Below are 18298 nucleotides of genomic sequence, written 5' to 3'. Positions count from 1 at the left end.
TGCAGCGGTGATTTCCAGTGCAATGATCCGTGGGCGCGGGCATGTCTCGCAAAAAGACCTCATTGGCGCCCAAGCGCATCACGCAACCGCGGGGTCAGTTCATCGAACAGGGTCTGCACCGAGCGCAGCGCGCGGCAGTCCGGGCGAGTCAGCAACCAGAGCTCGGTGTCACAACCGGGCAAGGCATCGCTCAAGGGCTCGACGCCCGGCAGGGTATGGGCCATGTAGTCGGGCAGGGCGGCCACGCCCATTCCGGCGCTCACCAATTGAGCAATGGCAGAGATGCTGCTGCAGCGGTAGCGGGGCATCACCCCTGGCAGGTGCTCGCTGCGCCAGACCACCGTGGAATGGTCCTGCATGGTGTCATCGGGGGCGATCCAGGGCAGGTTGGCGGGGGACTCCTTGAGTTTTTCACGAAACTCCTCGCGACCACACACCACGTAGGAGGCCTTGCCCAGGCAGCGGCCGACCAGATGCTCGGGTGGCGAGTTGGTCAGGCGCAGGGCGAGGTCGGCATCGCGACGGCTCAGGTTGGCGAAGGTGTTGGAGGTGGCCAGCTCCAGCGACAGCGCAGGGTAGGCCGGCATGAACTCGGCAAGTGCCGGCAACAACAGGCTATGCAGCACCGCGTCGGTGCAGGTCAGGCGCACAGTGCCGCTGACTACTTGTTCGCCATGTTCGAGCGCCACCCGTGCGGCATCCAGGGCTTGCTCGGCGCGCTCGGCTTGTTCGGCCAGGGCCTGGGCAGTACCGGTGGGGATGTAACCCTTGCGGCTTTTGACGAATAACGCGGTACCCAGGGCGGCTTCCATGCGCCGGATCGAGCGAAACACCGTAGAAACGTCTACCCGCAGCAGCTCTGCCGCCTTGGCAAGCGAGCGTCCGCGCACCAGGGCGAGGACCAGCGATAGGTCGGTGTGATTGATCTGATATTGCATGGGTGCACTCTTTGCTTGCCTAAATGCCAATGTCTGTTGCGCTGGGGCCATTCTATAGTGAAGCGGCAGCGGTGAATCAACTCACAACGCTGTCAGAATTTTGGAACGTGCGTCCTATTAAAGGCGACGTCCGGCAGTTCCCCACGATGGGACTCCTTAAAACAACAAACCAAACCATCGCCGCTCCCGATAGCGCAGCAGTACCTCCCCACAGTCGCCCGATAAAAAATCAAAGGATGCCTAGCCATGACGTCGGTCTCTCCGTGCGCCATCCCTCTCGACGAGATGGGTGAATTTCTCAAGGCCCACCCTGAGGTGCAATTTGTCGACCTGCTGATCGCAGACATGAACGGCGTGGTACGAGGCAAGCGCATCGAGCGTGCGAGCCTGGTCAAGGTCTACGAGAAAGGCATCAACCTGCCGGCATCGTTGTTCGCCCTGGACATCAACGGTTCTACTGTCGAAAGCACGGGCCTGGGCCTGGATATCGGCGATGCGGATCGTGTCTGCTTCCCGATTCCCGGCACCCTGAGCTACGAACCCTGGCAGAAGCGCCCTACCGCTCAATTGCTGATGACCATGCACGAGCTGGACGGCAAGCCGTTCTTCGCTGACCCGCGAGAAGTGCTGCGTGGCGTGGTGGAGAAATTCGACGCGCTGGGCCTGGACATCTGCGCGGCCTTCGAACTTGAGTTCTACCTGATCGACCAGGACAACCTCAACGGTCGTCCGCAACCGCCGCGCTCGCCGATTTCCGGCAAGCGCCCGCAGTCGACCCAGGTGTACCTGATCGATGACCTGGACGAATACGTCGACTGCCTGCAGGACATGCTCGAGGCAGCCAAGGAGCAGGGCATCCCGGCCGATGCCATCGTCAAGGAAAGCGCCCCCGCACAGTTCGAAGTGAACCTGCACCACGTCGCCGACCCGATGAAGGCGTGCGACTACGCGGTGCTGCTCAAGCGCCTGATCAAGAACATCGCCTACGACCATGAAATGGACTCCACCTTCATGGCCAAGCCCTACCCGGGCCAGGCCGGCAATGGCCTGCACGTACATATCTCGCTGCTGGACAAGAAGACCGGCAAGAACATCTTCGCCAGCGACGATCCACTGCAGAGCCAGACCCTGCGCCACGCCATTGGAGGCGTGCTGGAAACCATGCCGGCGTCGATGGCCTTCCTGTGCCCGAACATCAACTCGTACCGCCGCTTCGGCGCCCAGTTCTATGTGCCCAATGCGCCGAGCTGGGGCCTGGACAACCGTACCGTGGCGGTCCGCGTGCCTACCGGCAGCAGCGATGCCGTGCGCATCGAGCACCGTGTTGCCGGCGCCGATGCCAACCCCTACCTGATGATGGCAGCGATCCTGGCCGGTATTCACCACGGCCTGACCAACCAGATCGAGCCGGGTGCGCCTATAGAAGGCAACTCCTACGAGCAGTTGGAGCAGAGCCTGCCGAACAACTTGCGCGATGCGCTGCGTGAACTCGATGACAGCGAAGTGCTGAACCAGTACATCAGCCCGGACTACATCGACATTTTTGTCGCCTGCAAGGAAAGCGAAATGGCCGAGTTCGAGGTGTCGATTTCCGACCTCGAATACAACTGGTACCTGCATACCGTGTGATGCCCGGAGAAAACAACAATGGCAACTGCACCACGTGAACACTGGGAACAGCTGTTCCAGACCCTGAAGATCGAAGGCCGCGCCTTCATCGACGGGCAGTATTGCACCAGTGTCGCTGGTGACACTTTCGATTGTTCGAGCCCGGTCGACGGTCGCCACCTGGCGCAGATCGCCAGTTGCGACAGCGCCGACGCCGAGCGCGCGGTGGCCGCTGCGCGCCGCACATTCGACAGTGGTGTCTGGGCCGACCAGGCGCCCGCCCAGCGCAAGCGCGTGCTGATTGCCTTTGCCGACCTGTTGCTGGCCAATGCCCAGGAGCTGGCGTTGCTGGAAACCCTGGACATGGGCAAGCCCATTGCCGATTCCCTGAGCATCGATATTCCGGCGGCGGCCAATGCCATTCGCTGGAACGCCGAAGCCATCGACAAGATTTACGACGAAGTTGCTGCGACCCCGTCCGACCAGCTGGGTTTGGTCACCCGCTCGCCGGTCGGCGTGGTCGCGGCCATTGTTCCGTGGAACTTTCCACTGATGATGGCCTGCTGGAAACTCGGCCCGGCCCTGGCCACCGGTAACTCGGTGATCCTCAAGCCGTCCGAAAAATCACCGCTGACGGCGATTCGTATCGCCCAGTTGGCCCTCGAAGCCGGTATCCCGGCCGGCGTGCTGAACGTGTTGCCCGGATACGGCCATACCGTGGGCAAGGCCCTGGCCCTGCACATGGACGTGGACACCCTGGTGTTCACTGGCTCTACCCGCATTGCCAAGCAACTGATGGTCTACGCCGGTGAGTCGAACATGAAGCGGGTCTGGCTGGAAGCCGGTGGCAAGAGCCCGAATATCGTGTTCGCCGATGCACCCGACCTGCCGGCCGCCGCTGAAGCTGCCGCCGCAGCCATCGCCTTCAACCAGGGCGAAGTGTGCATTGCCGGTTCGCGCCTGCTGATCGAGCGCAGCATCAAGGAGCGCTTCCTGCCCATGGTGGTCGAGGCGCTCAAGGCCTGGAAGCCGGGCCATGCACTGGACCCGCAGACCCGCGTCGGCGCCCTGGTGGATACCACGCAACTGGATACCGTGCTGGGTTACATCGAGGCCGGCAAGGCCGATGGCGCCACGCTGCTGACCGGTGGCGAGCGCGTACTGGAAGACACCTGTGGCGTCTATGTACAGCCGGCAATCTTCGATGGCGTGACCAACGCCATGCGCATCGCCCGCGAAGAAATCTTCGGCCCGGTGCTGTCGGTGATCACCTTCGACAGCGCCGAAGAAGCCGTGGCCATCGCCAACGACTCGCCTTTCGGCCTGGCCGCAGCCGTGTGGACCAACGACATTTCCCGCGCCCACAAGACCGCCCGTGCCCTGCGTGCCGGTAGCGTCTGGGTCAACCAGTACGACGGCGGTGACATGACCGCACCGTTCGGCGGCTTCAAGCAGTCGGGCAATGGTCGGGACAAGTCGCTGCACGCTTTTGACAAATACACCGAACTCAAGGCGACCTGGATCAAGCTGTAAGGGAGGGTGAACCCATGCAAACTACCACTGACCTGCCGCCATTGATTGGCATCTCGGCGTGTCGTCAGCAGCTTGGCCACAACTCGTCGCACACGGTGGGCGACAAGTATGTCGAGGCGGCAGGCTTCGCCGGGATTCCGCTGATTCTCCCGGCGCGGGCCGAGCCGGTTGATCCACAGCGCGTGCTTGAGCGCCTGGATGGCATTCTTTTTACCGGTTCGCCTTCAAATGTCGAGCCGCATCATTACAATGGCGCCCCCAGCGTGGAAGGTACGAAGCACGATGTGTTTCGCGACCGCTTGACCCTGCCTTTGCTGCAGGCCGCCATTGCCAGTGGTGTGCCGGTGTTCTGCATCTGCCGTGGATTTCAGGAATTGAACGTCGCCCTGGGCGGCACCTTGCACCAGCGGGTGCAGGAGCTGCCAGGTTTCCTGGATCACCGCGAGCCACAGGATGCCCCACTGGAAGAGCAATACAGCCCACGCCATAGCGTCACCGTTCAGCCCGGCGGGTTGTTCGAGCGTCTTGGGCTGGAGCCCAGCTTCATGGTCAATTCCCTTCATAGCCAGGGCATCGATCGCCTGGCGGGTGGTTTGCGCGCGGAAGCGCGGGCGCCGGATGGGTTGATCGAAGCGGTGTCGATGCAAGACGCCCCGGGTTTCGTGGTCGGTGTGCAATGGCACCCCGAGTACCGCATGGCTGAAAATCCGGTCTCGCTGCGTCTGTTCCAGGCGTTTCGTGAGGCATGCCTGGCCCACGCAAGGGGCGAGCGCCACCGGGAGAAGGCCCTATGAGGTCATCCGGGTGATCCGGATATGCAGTATCGGCAACAGGTTTGAATGAGTGAAAGCGGACGCCCTGCGGGGCGTCCTGAAAAACAATACCAAAAGCGGCGGCACTACTCATGAGCGAATTCGAAGCAGGCTTGTCCCCAGGTATGGGACAGGCTCGCACCCAGGCAAACACTGCAGCGAAAGCAACCAAGGGGCTGGCCAAGGGCCGGCTCGGGCTGCTGGCGAGCATTGTGCTTGGCATTTCCACCATTGCACCGGTGTACACCCTCACCGGCGCGCTCGGTCCTACCGTGCGCGAGGTCGGCGCCCATCTGCCGGCAGTGTTCATCGTTGGCTTCCTGCCCATGCTGCTGGTAGCCCTGGGGTACCGCGAGCTGAATTCGGCGGAGCCAGACAGCGGTACTTCCTTTACCTGGTCGGCGCGGGCGTTTGGCCCGATGATCGGCTGGATCGGCGGTTGGGGGCTGGTGACGGCAACCACTATCGTGCTGTCCAACCTCGCCGGCGTGGCGGTGGACTTCTTTTACCTCTTTCTCGGACAGATCACCGGCAGCCATGAGGTGGCTGCGCTGAGCGACAACTTGTTGATCAACGTGGTGACCTGTTGCGTGTTCATCGCCATGGCGGTGTGGATCTGCTGCCGCGGGATCGCCACCACCATGACCGTGCAATATGGCCTGGTGGCGTTGCAACTGGTGGTCCTGGTGGGTTTTGCCTTGGCCGCATTCGGTGGATCTGCTGCCGAGACGCCGCCCCTGGCGTTCGATCTCGACTGGTTCAACCCGTTTGGCGTCGAGTCGTTCTCGGCGTTTACCGCGGGCCTGTCGTTGTCTATCTTCATTTTCTGGGGCTGGGACGTCTGTCTGAGCATCAGCGAGGAGTCGGTAGGCAGTGGTGATACTCCTGGCCGCGCAGCGACCCTGACAGTGCTGCTGATCCTGGGCCTGTATCTGGTCACGGCGATCGCCACCCTGCAGTTTGCCGGTATCGGCGATATCGGCCTGGGCCTGAACAACCCGCGCATCCAGGAAAACGTCTTCGCCCACCTGGCCGGCCCGGTCATGGGGCCGCTGGCGATCCTGATGTCCATCGCCGTGCTGGCCAGCACTGCCGCTTCGCTGCAGTCCACCTTCGTATCACCGGCGCGCACCTTGCTGGCCATGGGGTACTACGGCGCGGTACCCGAGCGCTTCGCCAGCGTCTGCCCGCGTTCGAAAACGCCGCGTTACGCCACCATCTGTGCCGGTGTGGCGGCGGGTGTGTTCTACGTCACCATGCGAACGCTCAGCGAGAACGTGCTGGCAGATACCATCACGGCCCTGGGCATGATGATCTGCTTCTACTATTCGCTGACTGCCTACGCCTGCGTCTGGTACTTCCGCCATAGCCTGTTCGACAGCGTGCGTCACTTCCTGATGCGTGGCCTGTGCCCACTGCTGGGCGGTGGCATTCTCTCGGTGATTTTCCTGCAGACGGCCTACGACAGCGCTTCGCCTTCGTTCGGCAGCGGTTCTCATGTAGGGGGCTTGGGACTGGTGTTCGTGATCGCAGTGATCATCACACTGCTGGGGCTGGGACTGATGTTGCTGTCACGCCTGCGGGCGCCGGCGTTCTTCCTGGGCATGACCCTGCACCGCCACGCCACGGTCTCCAGCCGCCGCTAAGCGGCCGGAGTTGCCGGTTGCTCAGGCAAGCAATTGCTTGAGCAACTGGCCATGGCGCTGCTGCTGGTTCGCCTGCAGCAAGCGGTTGGCGCGGAACACCGCCTTGAGGTCTTCCAGCGCAGTGGCGAAGTCATCGTTGATGATGACGAAGTCATACTCGTCGTAGTGGCTCATTTCGCTGACGGCTTCACGCATCCGGCCTTCGATGATTTCGTCGCTGTCCTGGCCACGGTTGGTCAGGCGCTGGCGCAGGGCTTCCTGGGTCGGCGGCAGGATGAAGATCGAACGCGCCTCGGGCATCAGCTTGCGCACCTGCTGGGCACCTTGCCAGTCGATCTCCAGGATCAGGTCATGGCCCTGGTCGAGGGTCTGCTGTAACGCGCTGCGCGAAGTTCCGTAGAAATTACCGAACACCTCGGCCTGCTCGAGGAAGTCACCCTGATCGATCATGCGGGCGAACTCGGCGTGGTCGACGAAGTGGTAGTTCACCCCGTGCTCTTCGCCTGGGCGCATGGCGCGGGTGGTGTGCGAGACCGATACGCGGATGCTCGGCTGGGCGTCGATCAGGGCTTTGACCAGGCTGGTCTTGCCGGCACCGGACGGAGCCGAAACGATATAAAGGGTGCCGCTGCTGTGATTCATGGTCGGGGTGGCCTTACTCAATGTTCTGTACTTGTTCACGCATCTGCTCGATCAGTACCTTGAGGTTGACCGCGGACTGGGTGCTGCGTGGGTCGAAGGCTTTGGAGCCCAGGGTGTTGGCTTCGCGGTTGAGCTCCTGCATCAGGAAATCCAGGCGTCGGCCGGTAGCACCACCGGACTTGAGCACCCGGCGGACTTCGGTGACGTGGGTGCTCAGGCGGTCGAGCTCTTCGGCGACGTCACTCTTTTGCGCCAGCAACACCATCTCCTGTTCCAGGCGTTGCGGGTCGAGTTCGGCCTGCATGTCGGCGAAGCGGTCGAGGACCTTCTGGCGCTGGGCGGCCAGCATCTGCGGCACCAGGGCGCGCAGGGTGGTGACTTCGCTGGTGATGCTGTCCAGGCGCTCGTTGATCAGGCGGGCCAGTTCGCTGCCCTCGCGGCCACGGCCATTCTTGAGCTCCGTGAGTGCCTCTTCGAACAAGGCGATAGCCTCGTTGTTGAGGGTCTGGGGATCGCTGGCATCTGCCACGAGCACGCCAGGCCAGGCCAGCACCTCCAGCGGATTCAACGGCGCCGGCTGCTTGATCAGGCTGGCGACGGTCTCGGCGGCCGCCACCAATTGGGCGGCGCGCTCGCGGTCCACCTGCAGTGGCTTGCCGGTGCTCTCTTCATTGAAGCGCAAGGTGCATTCCACCTTGCCGCGTGACAGGCCCTGGCGCAGGGCTTCACGCACTGCACCCTCGAGGTCGCGCAGGGCCTCGGGCAGGCGCAGGTGGGGTTCCAGGTAGCGATGGTTGACCGAGCGCAGTTCCCAGATCAGGGTGCCCTGGCTACCGGCGCGCTCGACACGAGCAAAAGCGGTCATGCTGTGCACCATGGGAAGTACCTCGCATTAAAGAAGGGTCAAGGAAAGCCAACCGGCTGCAAAGGCGCAGGATTGTAGCGCAGTGCGGCGCCAGCTCCCAATCCACTGATGTTACAAACAGTCTGGCGGTCCCCGTAATAAACCGGACCAACGCCGTTGGACCGTCTGTTTCGGGGGTTGCGACAATAGGCGTGTCCACGAGGGCCGGCGCACTCTATAATGGCGGGCAGATTCAAACCCAGTACAGGTATCCCAAATGAAACGTCCAAGTGGTCGCGCTGCCGATCAGCTCCGCTCGATCCGCATCACCCGCAACTACACCAAACACGCCGAGGGATCAGTACTGGTCGAGTTCGGTGACACCAAAGTCGTGTGCACGGTCAGTGTCGAAAACGGCGTGCCGCGCTTCCTCAAGGGCCAGGGCCAGGGCTGGTTGACCGCCGAGTACGGCATGCTGCCACGCTCCACCGGCGAGCGTAACCAGCGTGAAGCCGCTCGCGGCAAGCAGGGTGGCCGCACCCTCGAGATCCAGCGCCTGATCGGCCGTTCGCTGCGTGCCGCGCTGGACATGAGCAAGCTGGGCGACATCACCCTGTACGTCGACTGCGACGTGATCCAGGCTGATGGCGGTACCCGCACCGCCTCGATCACTGGCGCAATGGTCGCACTGGTCGACGCACTGCGCGTGGTCAAGAAGCGTGGCGGCCTGAAGGGCGGCGACCCGCTCAAGCACATGATCGCCGCCGTATCGGTCGGCATGTACCAGGGCGAGCCCGTGCTCGACCTGGACTACCTGGAAGACTCGGCTGCCGAGACCGACCTGAACGTGGTAATGACCAGCCAGGGTGGCTTCATCGAAGTCCAGGGTACTGCTGAAGGCGCACCGTTCCAGCCAGAGGAACTCAATGCCATGCTGGCGCTGGCACAAAAAGGCATGGTCGATCTGTTCGAATTGCAGAAGGCCTCGCTGGCTGACTGATTTCGCCAACGCAAGGAGCAGAACATGAGCGAGCAACCCCTGCAGTTGCCCACCCCCAATGCCGAGATTCGTCAGTGGGCGATGTTCTGCCACCTTGCAGCGCTGCTGGGCCTGATCGTCCCGTTCGGCAATTTGCTGGGACCGTTGGTGATGTGGATCTGGAAGAAAGACCTCGATCCCTTCATCGATGCCCAGGGCAAGGAGGCGCTGAATTTCCAGCTCACCGTGTTCCTGGCCTCGATCATCTGCTTTGCGCTGATGTTCGTGCTGGTCGGCATCGTGCTCTTCGGGATGTTGATGGTCGCGGTGCTGGTCCTGACCATCATCGCCGGGGTCAAGGCCAACGATGGCCAGCCCTATCGCTACCCGCTGACCTGGCGCCCGATCAAATAATGATCAGTTGAAACCAGCAGCCACAAAAAAGCCGACGTGATGTCGGCTTTTTTGTGGCTGCGCGAATCAGATCGTCAGCGTCCAGTCGTAATCCACGATCAGTGGCGCGTGCTGGGAAAAGCGTGGCTGACGTGGCAGGCGAGCGCTACGCACAAAGCGACGCAGGCCAGGGGTCAGCAGCTGGTAGTCGAAGCGCCAGCCCAGGTTGAGCATCTCGGCCTGCTCGTTGTCTGGCCACCAGCTGTACTGGTCGCCTTCACGGCTGACTTCGCGCAGGGCGTCGACATACCCCATGTCACCGACAACGGTGTCCATCCAGGCCCTTTCCGGCGCCAGGAAACCCGGCGACTGCTGGCCGTCGCGCCAGTTCTTGACGTCGAGCTTCTGCTGCGCCACGTACAACGAGCCGCAATAGATGTATTCACGACGCTTGCGTCGCTGCTTGTCCAGGTACTTGGCGAAGTCGTCCATCAACTTGAACTTCTGGTTCAAGTCTTCGTCGCCGTTCATTCCAGAAGGCAGCAGCAGCGTTGCGATGCTTACCTTGTCGAAATCGGCCTGCAGGTAACGTCCGTAGCGATCGGCTGTCTCGAAGCCCAGGCCGCTGATGACTGCCTTGGGCTGCAACCGCGAATAAAGTGCCACGCCGCCTTGGGCGGGAACTTCTGCATCGCAGGCATAAAGGAAGTAGCCATCGAGCTGGAAAGCTGGGTCGTCGAGTTCAAAGGCCGAGGCGCGGGTATCCTGAAGGCAGATGACGTCAGCATTCTGGGCTTGCAACCAGCTGAGCAAACCACGCTCGACTGCAGCCTGAATGCCATTAACGTTCACACTGATGATCCGCATAAATGGCCCCAAAAATCTCGTGCGTGTATGATACCCGAGCTGTACTCAATTAGCTAAATCCGTGGTATCCGGGACTCTTCATGCAGCCGTATCAGCGCGACTTCATTCGTTTTGCCATCGACCGCGGGGTTCTGCGCTTCGGTGAATTCACCCTCAAGTCGGGCCGCACCAGCCCGTATTTCTTCAATGCCGGCCTGTTCAACAGCGGCTCGGCCCTGGCCCAGCTCGGACGTTTCTATGCGGCGGCGATCGTCGACAGCAAGATTCCGTTCGACGTGCTGTTCGGCCCCGCCTACAAGGGTATCCCCCTGGCAGCGGCGACCGCAGTGGCCCTGGCCGAGCACCACGACCTCGACCTGCCCTGGTGCTTCAACCGCAAGGAAGCCAAGGCGCACGGCGAAGGTGGCAGCCTGGTGGGTGCCCCGCTGACCGGCGACGTGCTGATCATCGACGACGTGATCACTGCAGGCACTGCCATCCGCGAGGTCATGCAGATCATTCAGGGCCAGCAGGCCAAGGCTGCTGGCGTTCTGATCGCCTTGAACCGCCAGGAGCGGGGCAACGGCGAGCTGTCGGCGATCCAGGAAGTAGAGCGCGACTTCGGCATTCCGGTGGTCAGCATCGTTTCGCTGACCCAGGTGCTGCAGTTCCTCGCGGACGATCCCGCACTCAAGCAACACTTGCCGGCCGTAGAGGCCTATCGGGCCCAGTACGGGATCTGAGGCAAATAAAAAGGCGACCATCAGGTTAATGCCAGTCAGTTAAGCTGACTGGCATTTTTATTTTCGGGTCGGATATTTTGCTGGCCGCTGCTTTACCGTCCGTGGAAACCATCGATCAGGTCGCCGATGAGGCAGAACATACTGCGCTGCTGATGCCTGCAGATCTGCTAGAAACCCAGGCAAATTGCCGGGATGATTGAGTGATGTGCCATGCAGCAAGCCTAAGATTGCCCAACTGCAGGCGGTAAAGCTCATTTCGCATGGATAGACACCCAGGCTCTGCCTCGACATCTGCACCATCTGATACCGCAAAAGGTTGTAGCCCAAGAGCACGCCCCCGCAGCTCTTGGGCAATCATCTCGCCATACCAATGATGCACCACACCAGGCCCTCAAGAGCATTTGGCCGCGATGCCATTTCGTGAATGAGGGGCAGGGCTTGTGACAGGCGCATAAAAAAATCCGATGCTCGTTCCCAAGCATCGGATTTTGCGGCCTACGGGATAAAGGTCAATGTCTCAGTCTTAACTGACTGGCATTAACCATCAGGTCGCCTTCTTTGTGTCTGGGTCGCGGGAGCGGGCTTGCCCCGCGAAACCCACTGTCAGCGCGGTTTGTGATTGGTAATCAAAGTACCCACGCCGCTGTCGGTAAAGATCTCCAGCAGCACCGCATTGGGTACCCGGCCGTCGATGATGTGCGAACTGTTCACACCACCTTGCACCGCCTCCAGGGCGCAGCGGATCTTCGGCAGCATGCCACCGTAGATGGTGCCGTCGGCGATCAGCTCGTTTACCTGCTCGGTGGTCAGGCCAGTGAGCACGGTGCCTTGCTTGTCCATCAGACCGGCGATGTTGGTCAGCAGCATCAGCTTTTCAGCTTTCAGTGCCTCGGCTACCTTGCCCGCGACCAGGTCGGCGTTGATGTTGTAAGACTCACCGTTGGCGCCCACGCCAATCGGCGCGATCACTGGAATGAAGTCGCCCTTGACCAGCATGTTCAACAGGTCGGTGTTAACCCCGACCACTTCGCCGACATGACCGATGTCGATGATTTCCGGCGTGGTCATCTCCGGCGTCTGGCGGGTGACGGTGAGCTTTTTCGCACGAATCAGCTCGGCATCCTTGCCGGTCAGGCCGATGGCGCTGCCGCCATGACGGTTGATCAGGTTGACGATGTCCTTGTTTACCTGGCCGCCCAGGACCATTTCCACCACGTCCATGGTTTGTGCGTCGGTAACGCGCATGCCATCGATGAAGTGGCTTTCGATCGACAGGCGCTTGAGCAGGTCACCGATCTGCGGGCCGCCACCGTGGACAACCACCGGGTTGATACCCACGGCTTTCATCAGCACCACATCGCGAGCAAAGCCGGTTTTGAGCTCTTCGCTCTCCATCGCGTTGCCGCCGTATTTGATCACCAGGGTTTTACCGACAAAGCGGCGAATGTAAGGCAGCGCTTCGGACAAAACCTTGGCGACATGGGTGGCGGCATCGCGATCGAGGGTCATGCAGGGCTCCAATTGGAACAAATGGTCGGTCAGAACGGTGTTTGCAGGTCAGCGGCTACGCGCTTGAGCTGTGCGCGGAATACCTCTTTGATGCGCTGCAGTTCGGCGTCGTTGTCGGCCTCGAAGCGCAACACCAGCACCGGTGTGGTGTTGGAGGCGCGTACCAGGCCCCAGCCGTGGGGATAGTCGACCCGTACACCGTCAATGGTGGTCAGGTTGGCATCTTGGCCCCAGTCGGCCTCGCGTTGCAGCGCATCAATGATGCTGAATTTACCCTCGTCGGTCACATCAATGTTGATTTCCGGCGTGGAAATATCGTTCGGGAATGCGGCGAACAGCTGTTCGGCGTCGGTTTTGGCCTTGCTGAGGATCTCCAGCAGGCGCGCGGCACTGTAGATACCGTCGTCGAAACCATACCAGCGCTCTTTGATGAAGATGTGTCCGCTCATCTCGCCGGCCAGCAAGGCGCCGGTTTGCTTCATCTTCTTCTTGATCAACGAGTGACCGGTCTTCCACATTAGCGCGCGACCGCCGTATTGCTCGATCAGCGGGGTCAGGCGGCGGGTGCATTTGACGTCGAAGATGATCTCGGCACCCGGGTTGCGCTCGAGCACATCCTGGGCGAACAGCATCAGCAGGCGGTCCGGGTAGACAATGCTGCCGGTGTTGGTCACCACGCCGACGCGGTCACCATCGCCGTCGAAGGCCAGGCCCAGGTCGGCGCCGGTTTCCTTGACCTTGGCGATCAGGTCCACCAGGTTCTCTGGCTTGCCCGGGTCCGGGTGATGATTAGGGAAGTTGCCGTCGACTTCGCAGAACAACGGGATCATTTCGCAGCCCAGGGCTTCGATCAGTTGCGGGGCAATCACGCCTGCAGCACCGTTGCCACAGTCGACAACCACCTTGAGTTTCTTCGCCAGCTTGATGTCGCTGGTGATCTGCTGGAAATAGCGCTCGAGAATCTCGACCTTCTCCACGCGGCCTTCGCCACGGCTCAGGTCGTTGGTTTTCAGGCGGGTCAGCAGGGCCTGGATCTGTTCGTTGGCCAGGGTGTCGCCAGCGATGACGATCTTGAAACCGTTGTAGTTCGGCGGGTTGTGGCTACCGGTAAGCATCACACCGGACTTGCCGGCCAGCACATTGGCGGCGTAGTACAGGGCAGGGGTCGGCACCAGGCCGACGTCGCTGACCTGGCAACCGGCTTCGACCAGGCCTTTGATCAGTTGCTCGACCAGCATCGGGCCGGACAGGCGACCGTCGCGGCCGACAGCAATGTCGGGTTCGCCCTGGGCGAGGGTCTGGGCGCCGATGGCGCGGCCAATCCAGTAGGCGGTTTCGGCGGTCAGGGTGTCACCGACCACGCCACGAATGTCGTAGGCGCGGAAGATGCTCTCTGGAAGTACAGGGACCAGGTGTGCCATGTCGTTCATCTCTGGGAAGCTCCAATATCGAGGGCGCAGGGCAGGCTCAAACTGAACGCTTTGACGATGATTTCGCCGGAGAGTTCGCCGTCCTTGGCGCGAGGTAGTGAGTCTAGGGGTCAGTGGCTGCCGGAATGACCGAAGCCGCCAGCGCCGCGCTGGCTCTCGTCGAAGGCTTCGACGATATCGAAATGCGCCTGTACCACAGGCACCAGTACCAGCTGCGCAATGCGCTCGCCAATGGCGATGGTGAACGGCGTCTGGCCACGGTTCCAGCACGACACCATCAGCTCGCCCTGGTAGTCGGAGTCGATCAGGCCGACCAGGTTGCCCAGCACGATGCCGTGTTTGTGGCCCAGGCCCGAGCGGGGCAGGATCATGGCGGCAAGGCCCGGATCGCCGATGTAGATCGACAGGCCGGTAGGGATCAGCAGAGTCTGGCCCGGCTCGAGGACGGTGTCTTCCTTGAGCATGGCGCGCAGGTCGAGGCCAGCCGAACCTGGTGTGGCGTACTGCGGCAACGGGAATTCGTTGCCGATGCGTGGATCGAGAATCTTGGCTTGTAGAGCGTGCATGCAGAGTTAAACCTGGTTGAGACGTTCGGCAATGAAAGCAACCAGCTGGCGGGCAATCTTGCCCTTGCTGGTCTGGGCGAAGAGTGTTTCGTGGAGCTGGCGATCGATCACGCTGCAGGCGTTTTCCTCGCTGTTGAAGCCAATGCTGGGGTTGGCCACATCGTTGGCGACAATCAGGTCGAGGTTCTTGTCCTTGAGCTTGCGCGCTGCGTAATCGAGCAGGTGTTCGGTTTCGGCGGCGAAGCCGACGCTGAACGGGCGATCGGGACGGGTGGCGATGGTGGCGAGAATGTCCGGGTTGCGGACCATCTGCAGCAGCAGGCCGTCACCTGTCGTAGGGTCTTTCTTGAGTTTTTGTGGGGCGACCACTTCGGGGCGGTAGTCTGCGACCGCGGCCGACGCGATGAAAATATCGCAGGGCATGGCCGCTTCACAGGCCGCCAGCATGTCGCGGGCGCTGACGACGTCGATGCGGGACGCCCGGTCAGGCGTTGGCAGGTGAACCGGACCGCTGATCAACGTCACCTTGGCACCCGCCTCGACGGCGGCTTCGGCCAGGGCAAAGCCCATTTTGCCGGAGCTATGGTTGGTGATATAGCGCACCGGGTCGATGTTTTCCTGGGTCGGGCCGGCGGTGATCACGATGTGCTTGCCGGTCAGCGACTGGCGCTGGAAGCTCTCGGCGGCGCACCAGGCCAGGTCGTTGGCCTCGAGCATGCGGCCAAGGCCGACATCGCCGCAGGCCTGGCTGCCGGAAGCCGGCCCGAATACCTTGATATCACGGCTTTGCAGCAGGTCGAGATTGGCCTGGGTGGCCGGGTCGCGCCACATGGCCTGGTTCATCGCTGGTGCGACCGCCACGGTGGCGTCGGTGGCCAGCACCAGGGTGGTCAGCAGGTCGTCGGCCACGCCTTGGGCCAGGCGGGCCAGCAGGTCTGCAGTGGCAGGGGCGATCAGCACCAGGTCGGCCCATTTGGCCAGTTCGATATGGCCCATCGCCGCTTCGGCAGCAGGGTCCAATAGGTCCATGTGCACCGGGTGGCCGGACAGTGCTTGCAGGGTCAGCGGGGTGATGAACTCAGCGCCGCCGCGGGTCATGACGACACGCACCTGCGCGCCGTGTTCCAGGAGTCGGCGAACCAGTTCGGCACTCTTGTAGGCGGCGATGCCGCCGCCGACGCCGAGAACGATGCGCTTACGATACAGCCGCTGCATAGGCTTGCCTTTTGCTCAGTGATTGCACGCGGCGACGACGCCTCCCCAGGCCGAATCGTCGCGGAAAAAAGAGGGGCTAATGTAGCACGGGCTGTCACACAGGAGCAGTAACCGATAGACACGGAGGTGGGGCATGAGTATCAGGGACTGGCCTGCGGCGGAGAGACCGCGGGAAAAACTGCTGGAACAAGGAGCAGTCAGCCTTTCGGATGCGGAGTTGCTGGCGATATTCCTGCGCACCGGTGTGCGCGGTCTCAGCGCTGTCGATCTGGCCCGGCATCTGCTCGGGCAATTCGGCGGCCTGCGCGAATTGCTCGAGGCCGATGGCGTACGTTTCAACAAGGAGTTTGGCCTGGGTCCAGCCAAGTTCGCGCAATTGCAGGCGGTGATGGAAATGTCCCGGCGCCACCTGGCCGACCGGCTACGGCGCAGCTCGGCGCTGGAAAGCCCGACGGCGGTCAAGGACTACCTCAAGGCTCAGTTGCGCCACGAGCCCCATGAGGTCTTCGCCTGCCTGTTCCTCGATACCAAGCACCGCCTGCTGGGATTCGAGGCGCTGTTTCACGGCTCTATCGACAGTGCCAGCGTCTATCCCCGGCAGGTGGTCAAGCGCGCGCTGGCGCACAATGCCGCCGCGCTGATTCTCTGCCACAACCACCCGTCGGGAATTCCAGAGCCAAGCCAGGCTGACCTGCGCCTCACGCAGCGCCTCAAGACGGCGCTGGAGTTTATCGAGGTGCGGCTGCTCGACCATTTTATCGTGGGCGATGGTGAGCCGCTTTCTATGGTCGAGCAGGGCTGGTTCAGCGCGTCGTACTGACCTTGGCAAAGTCCTGGCGGCCGAACGGGCTGACGGTGTAGCCCTCCACTCCCTGGCGCATCAACGCTGCAGCCGTTGGGTGCGCCAGCGGCAGCCACAGTGCCTGCTGCTGGATCAGGGCCTGGGCTTGCTGGTACAGGCGACTGCGCACGCTTTGGTCGGTGGTGGTCTTGCCGGCACTGATCAACTGGTCCAGGCGCGGGTCGCAGTAGCGGGCGAAATTGGTTCCGGACTTGACCGCCGCGCAGGCGAACTGCGGGCTGAGGAAGTTGTCCGGATCGCCGTTGTCACCGGCCCAGCCCATGAACAGCAAGTCATGTTCGCCCGCCTTGGCCCGGCGAATCAGTTCGCCCCACTCAATGACGCGAATCTCGGCCTTGATACCGATCTTGGCCAGGTCTGCCTGCAGCAACTGCGCGCCCAGGCTTGGGTTGGGATTGAGCAGGCTGCCTTGTGGGCGGGTCCAGATCGTGGTGCTGAAGCCGTCCTTCAGGCCGGCTTTTTCCAGCAGGGCACGTGCCTTGTCGAGGTTGGTGGGGTAGCCGGGCAGGTCCTTGGCGTAGCTCCAGGTATTGGGCGGGTAGGGGCCGTTGGCGGCGACGGCGGTGTCTTCGAACACTGCCTTGAGGTAGCTGGCCTTGTCGAAGGCCAGGTTGATGGCTTGCCGGACTTCCACTTTGTCCAGCGGCGCATGCTGACTGTTGATGGCCAGGAACGCGGTCATGAAGGCTTCGGTCTTTTCGACCTTCAAGGCTGCATCTTCATTGGCGGCGGCGATGTCCAGCGGCTTGGGCGACAGGGCGATCTGGCACTCGTTGCGCTTGAGCTTCTGCAGGCGCACGTTGGCATCCGGGGTGATGGCATAGATCAGCGGGTCGACCGACGGCTTGCCGGCAAAGTAGTCTGGGTTGGCCCGGTAGCGAATCACCGCGTCCTTCTGGAAACGGTTGAACACGAACGGACCGGTGCCGATCGGTTGGCTGTTGAGTTTTTCCGGCGTGCCGGCCTTGAGCAACTGGTCGGCATATTCGGCCGAATAGATCGAGGCGAAACCCATGCTCAGGGTCGGCAGGAAGGTCGCATCGGCATGATTGAGGGTAAAGCGCACGGTCAGTGGCTCCGGAGCCTCGATCTGCTTGATCAGGCTGGGCAGCTGCAACGACTGGGCATGGGGATAGCCGCTCTGGGCGATCTTGTGCCAGGAGTGGGCCGGGTAGAGCATGCGCTGGAAGCTGAACAGCACATCGTCGGCGTCCAGGCTGCGGCTGGGCTTGAAGTAGCCGGTGCTGTGGAACTTGACCTCGGGGCGCAACTTGAACGTGTAGACCAGGCCGTCGGGCGAGACTGTCCAGCTCTCGGCCAGGCTCGGTACGACCTTGCCCTGGGCAGCATCGAACTCGACCAGGCGGTTCATCAGGACGTCGGCGGAGGCATTGGTGGTGGTCAGCGAGTTGTACTGGACCACATCGAAGCCTTCCGGGCTTGCCTCGGTGCACACACTCAGCGCGGCGGCCTGGGCGAGTGCCGGGCCGAGCAGGGTGGCGAACAACAGGGGTAGAGCAGCAGCACGCATGGGGAATTCCTTGGCTGATCGTTGGCCCATCTGCCAGTGCAGTCTGGAAACGTCTTACCCTAGTGCGCTGGCTCACAAATGACCATATCCTTTTTTGCCAATCGTGCGACGAGTGGTCGACACCTTGCCGGGCCAGTCGTTATGCTGCTCCGGCGTCTTCATCATCAAGCCAAAGCACATCTTCTGTTGTTGTGCTCTGGT

Annotated in this window: 16 protein-coding genes and 1 pseudogene; 8 read left to right on the top strand and 9 right to left on the bottom strand. The window is 61.9% G+C overall.

Features of this window, described 5'->3' with window-relative positions; genetic code table 11:
- Positions 1–59: 59 nt before the first annotated feature.
- Positions 60–938, bottom strand: coding sequence for a LysR family transcriptional regulator (locus NPS58_RS19225; RefSeq protein WP_274116892.1), 879 nt, complete (start codon positions 936–938; stop codon positions 60–62).
- A 246-nt stretch (positions 939–1184) separates the two neighbouring features.
- Between NPS58_RS19225 and NPS58_RS19220 the strand changes: the two genes are divergently transcribed.
- From NPS58_RS19220 to NPS58_RS19205, 4 genes are all read left to right on the top strand, one after another.
- Positions 1185–2567, top strand: a complete 1383-nt coding sequence (locus NPS58_RS19220) for a glutamine synthetase family protein (protein WP_274116891.1) — start codon at positions 1185–1187, stop codon at positions 2565–2567.
- 18 nt (positions 2568–2585) lie between these two features.
- Positions 2586–4079 (top strand): aldehyde dehydrogenase, encoded by a 1494-nt coding sequence (locus NPS58_RS19215; RefSeq protein WP_274116890.1) that lies wholly within the window; start codon positions 2586–2588, stop codon positions 4077–4079.
- A gap of 14 nt (positions 4080–4093) precedes the next feature.
- A complete protein-coding gene (locus NPS58_RS19210) occupies positions 4094–4873 on the top strand; it encodes a gamma-glutamyl-gamma-aminobutyrate hydrolase family protein (protein WP_274116889.1) in 780 nt (259 codons plus the stop codon).
- A gap of 110 nt (positions 4874–4983) precedes the next feature.
- Complete coding sequence (locus tag NPS58_RS19205; RefSeq protein WP_274116888.1) at positions 4984–6537, top strand: APC family permease; 1554 nt, start codon at positions 4984–4986, stop codon at positions 6535–6537.
- Between the two features lie 21 nt (positions 6538–6558).
- On the opposite strand, the gene gmk is transcribed toward NPS58_RS19205, so the two are convergent.
- Both gmk and NPS58_RS19195 read right to left on the bottom strand, forming a co-directional pair.
- Positions 6559–7179 carry a guanylate kinase gene (gmk, locus tag NPS58_RS19200; protein ID WP_274116887.1) on the bottom strand — a complete coding sequence of 207 codons (621 nt, stop codon included), beginning with the start codon at positions 7177–7179 and terminating at the stop codon, positions 6559–6561.
- A gap of 13 nt (positions 7180–7192) precedes the next feature.
- A complete protein-coding gene (locus tag NPS58_RS19195; RefSeq protein WP_274116886.1) occupies positions 7193–8056 on the bottom strand; it encodes a YicC/YloC family endoribonuclease in 864 nt (287 codons plus the stop codon).
- A gap of 244 nt (positions 8057–8300) precedes the next feature.
- Between NPS58_RS19195 and rph the strand changes: the two genes are divergently transcribed.
- Both rph and NPS58_RS19185 read left to right on the top strand, forming a co-directional pair.
- Positions 8301–9023, top strand: coding sequence for a ribonuclease PH (gene rph / locus NPS58_RS19190; protein WP_274116885.1), 723 nt, complete (start codon positions 8301–8303; stop codon positions 9021–9023).
- Positions 9024–9047: 24 nt separating this feature from the next.
- On the top strand, positions 9048–9416 hold the full coding sequence (locus NPS58_RS19185) for a DUF4870 domain-containing protein (RefSeq protein ID WP_028942457.1): 369 nt from the start codon (positions 9048–9050) through the stop codon (positions 9414–9416).
- Between the two features lie 66 nt (positions 9417–9482).
- Here the strand turns inward: NPS58_RS19185 and NPS58_RS19180 are convergent, their stop codons facing one another.
- The gene (locus tag NPS58_RS19180; RefSeq protein WP_028942456.1) at positions 9483–10262 is read right to left on the bottom strand and encodes an exodeoxyribonuclease III; all 780 of its coding nucleotides are present in this window, start codon (positions 10260–10262) and stop codon (positions 9483–9485) included.
- 80 nt (positions 10263–10342) lie between these two features.
- On the opposite strand from NPS58_RS19180, the gene pyrE reads away from it, so the two are divergent.
- Entirely contained in the window at positions 10343–10984 is a 642-nt protein-coding gene (pyrE, locus tag NPS58_RS19175) for an orotate phosphoribosyltransferase (protein WP_038998028.1), read from the top strand.
- A gap of 603 nt (positions 10985–11587) precedes the next feature.
- Here the strand turns inward: pyrE and argB are convergent.
- The 4 genes and pseudogenes from argB to coaBC all read right to left on the bottom strand — a co-directional run bounded on the left by argB (position 11588) and on the right by coaBC (position 15704).
- Complete coding sequence (argB, locus tag NPS58_RS19170) at positions 11588–12493, bottom strand: acetylglutamate kinase (RefSeq protein WP_274116884.1); 906 nt, start codon at positions 12491–12493, stop codon at positions 11588–11590.
- Between the two features lie 29 nt (positions 12494–12522).
- Positions 12523–13899: pseudogene (locus NPS58_RS19165) on the bottom strand (phosphomannomutase/phosphoglucomutase); the annotation flags it as partial.
- A 134-nt stretch (positions 13900–14033) separates the two neighbouring features.
- Positions 14034–14489: a dUTP diphosphatase gene (gene dut / locus NPS58_RS19160; protein ID WP_274116883.1), complete on the bottom strand. Its 456-nt coding sequence runs from the start codon at positions 14487–14489 to the stop codon at positions 14034–14036.
- A 6-nt stretch (positions 14490–14495) separates the two neighbouring features.
- A complete protein-coding gene (gene coaBC, locus NPS58_RS19155) occupies positions 14496–15704 on the bottom strand; it encodes a bifunctional phosphopantothenoylcysteine decarboxylase/phosphopantothenate--cysteine ligase CoaBC (protein ID WP_274116882.1) in 1209 nt (402 codons plus the stop codon).
- A gap of 133 nt (positions 15705–15837) precedes the next feature.
- Here coaBC and radC point away from each other — a divergent pair, with 133 nt between their 5' ends.
- Positions 15838–16524 (top strand): RadC family protein, encoded by a 687-nt coding sequence (gene radC / locus NPS58_RS19150; RefSeq protein ID WP_274116881.1) that lies wholly within the window; start codon positions 15838–15840, stop codon positions 16522–16524.
- Here the strand turns inward: radC and NPS58_RS19145 are convergent.
- Positions 16508–18097: an ABC transporter substrate-binding protein gene (locus NPS58_RS19145; protein WP_274116880.1), complete on the bottom strand. Its 1590-nt coding sequence runs from the start codon at positions 18095–18097 to the stop codon at positions 16508–16510. The two genes, radC and NPS58_RS19145, sit on opposite strands and share 17 nt — an antisense overlap.
- Between the last annotated feature and the right edge of the window lie 201 nt (positions 18098–18298).

This window comes from Pseudomonas putida, from assembly GCF_028682455.1.
Taxonomy (GTDB): domain Bacteria; phylum Pseudomonadota; class Gammaproteobacteria; order Pseudomonadales; family Pseudomonadaceae; genus Aquipseudomonas; species Aquipseudomonas putida_AA.
This window is presented reverse-complemented; position numbering and strand designations above follow the sequence as displayed.

What these genes read in the sequence shown, in the direction of transcription:
- NPS58_RS19225 (WP_274116892.1), bottom strand. Translation starts at nt 938, where the DNA reads ATGCAATATCAGATCAATCACACCGACCTATCGCTGGTCCTCGCCCTG.
- NPS58_RS19220 (WP_274116891.1), top strand. Translation starts at nt 1,185, where the DNA reads ATGACGTCGGTCTCTCCGTGCGCCATCCCTCTCGACGAGATGGGTGAA.
- NPS58_RS19215 (WP_274116890.1), top strand. Translation starts at nt 2,586, where the DNA reads ATGGCAACTGCACCACGTGAACACTGGGAACAGCTGTTCCAGACCCTG.
- NPS58_RS19210 (WP_274116889.1), top strand. Translation starts at nt 4,094, where the DNA reads ATGCAAACTACCACTGACCTGCCGCCATTGATTGGCATCTCGGCGTGT.
- NPS58_RS19205 (WP_274116888.1), top strand. Translation starts at nt 4,984, where the DNA reads ATGAGCGAATTCGAAGCAGGCTTGTCCCCAGGTATGGGACAGGCTCGC.
- gmk (WP_274116887.1), bottom strand. Translation starts at nt 7,179, where the DNA reads ATGAATCACAGCAGCGGCACCCTTTATATCGTTTCGGCTCCGTCCGGT.
- NPS58_RS19195 (WP_274116886.1), bottom strand. Translation starts at nt 8,056, where the DNA reads ATGGTGCACAGCATGACCGCTTTTGCTCGTGTCGAGCGCGCCGGTAGC.
- rph (WP_274116885.1), top strand. Translation starts at nt 8,301, where the DNA reads ATGAAACGTCCAAGTGGTCGCGCTGCCGATCAGCTCCGCTCGATCCGC.
- NPS58_RS19185 (WP_028942457.1), top strand. Translation starts at nt 9,048, where the DNA reads ATGAGCGAGCAACCCCTGCAGTTGCCCACCCCCAATGCCGAGATTCGT.
- NPS58_RS19180 (WP_028942456.1), bottom strand. Translation starts at nt 10,262, where the DNA reads ATGCGGATCATCAGTGTGAACGTTAATGGCATTCAGGCTGCAGTCGAG.
- pyrE (WP_038998028.1), top strand. Translation starts at nt 10,343, where the DNA reads ATGCAGCCGTATCAGCGCGACTTCATTCGTTTTGCCATCGACCGCGGG.
- argB (WP_274116884.1), bottom strand. Translation starts at nt 12,493, where the DNA reads ATGACCCTCGATCGCGATGCCGCCACCCATGTCGCCAAGGTTTTGTCC.
- dut (WP_274116883.1), bottom strand. Translation starts at nt 14,489, where the DNA reads ATGCACGCTCTACAAGCCAAGATTCTCGATCCACGCATCGGCAACGAA.
- coaBC (WP_274116882.1), bottom strand. Translation starts at nt 15,704, where the DNA reads ATGCAGCGGCTGTATCGTAAGCGCATCGTTCTCGGCGTCGGCGGCGGC.
- radC (WP_274116881.1), top strand. Translation starts at nt 15,838, where the DNA reads ATGAGTATCAGGGACTGGCCTGCGGCGGAGAGACCGCGGGAAAAACTG.
- NPS58_RS19145 (WP_274116880.1), bottom strand. Translation starts at nt 18,097, where the DNA reads ATGCGTGCTGCTGCTCTACCCCTGTTGTTCGCCACCCTGCTCGGCCCG.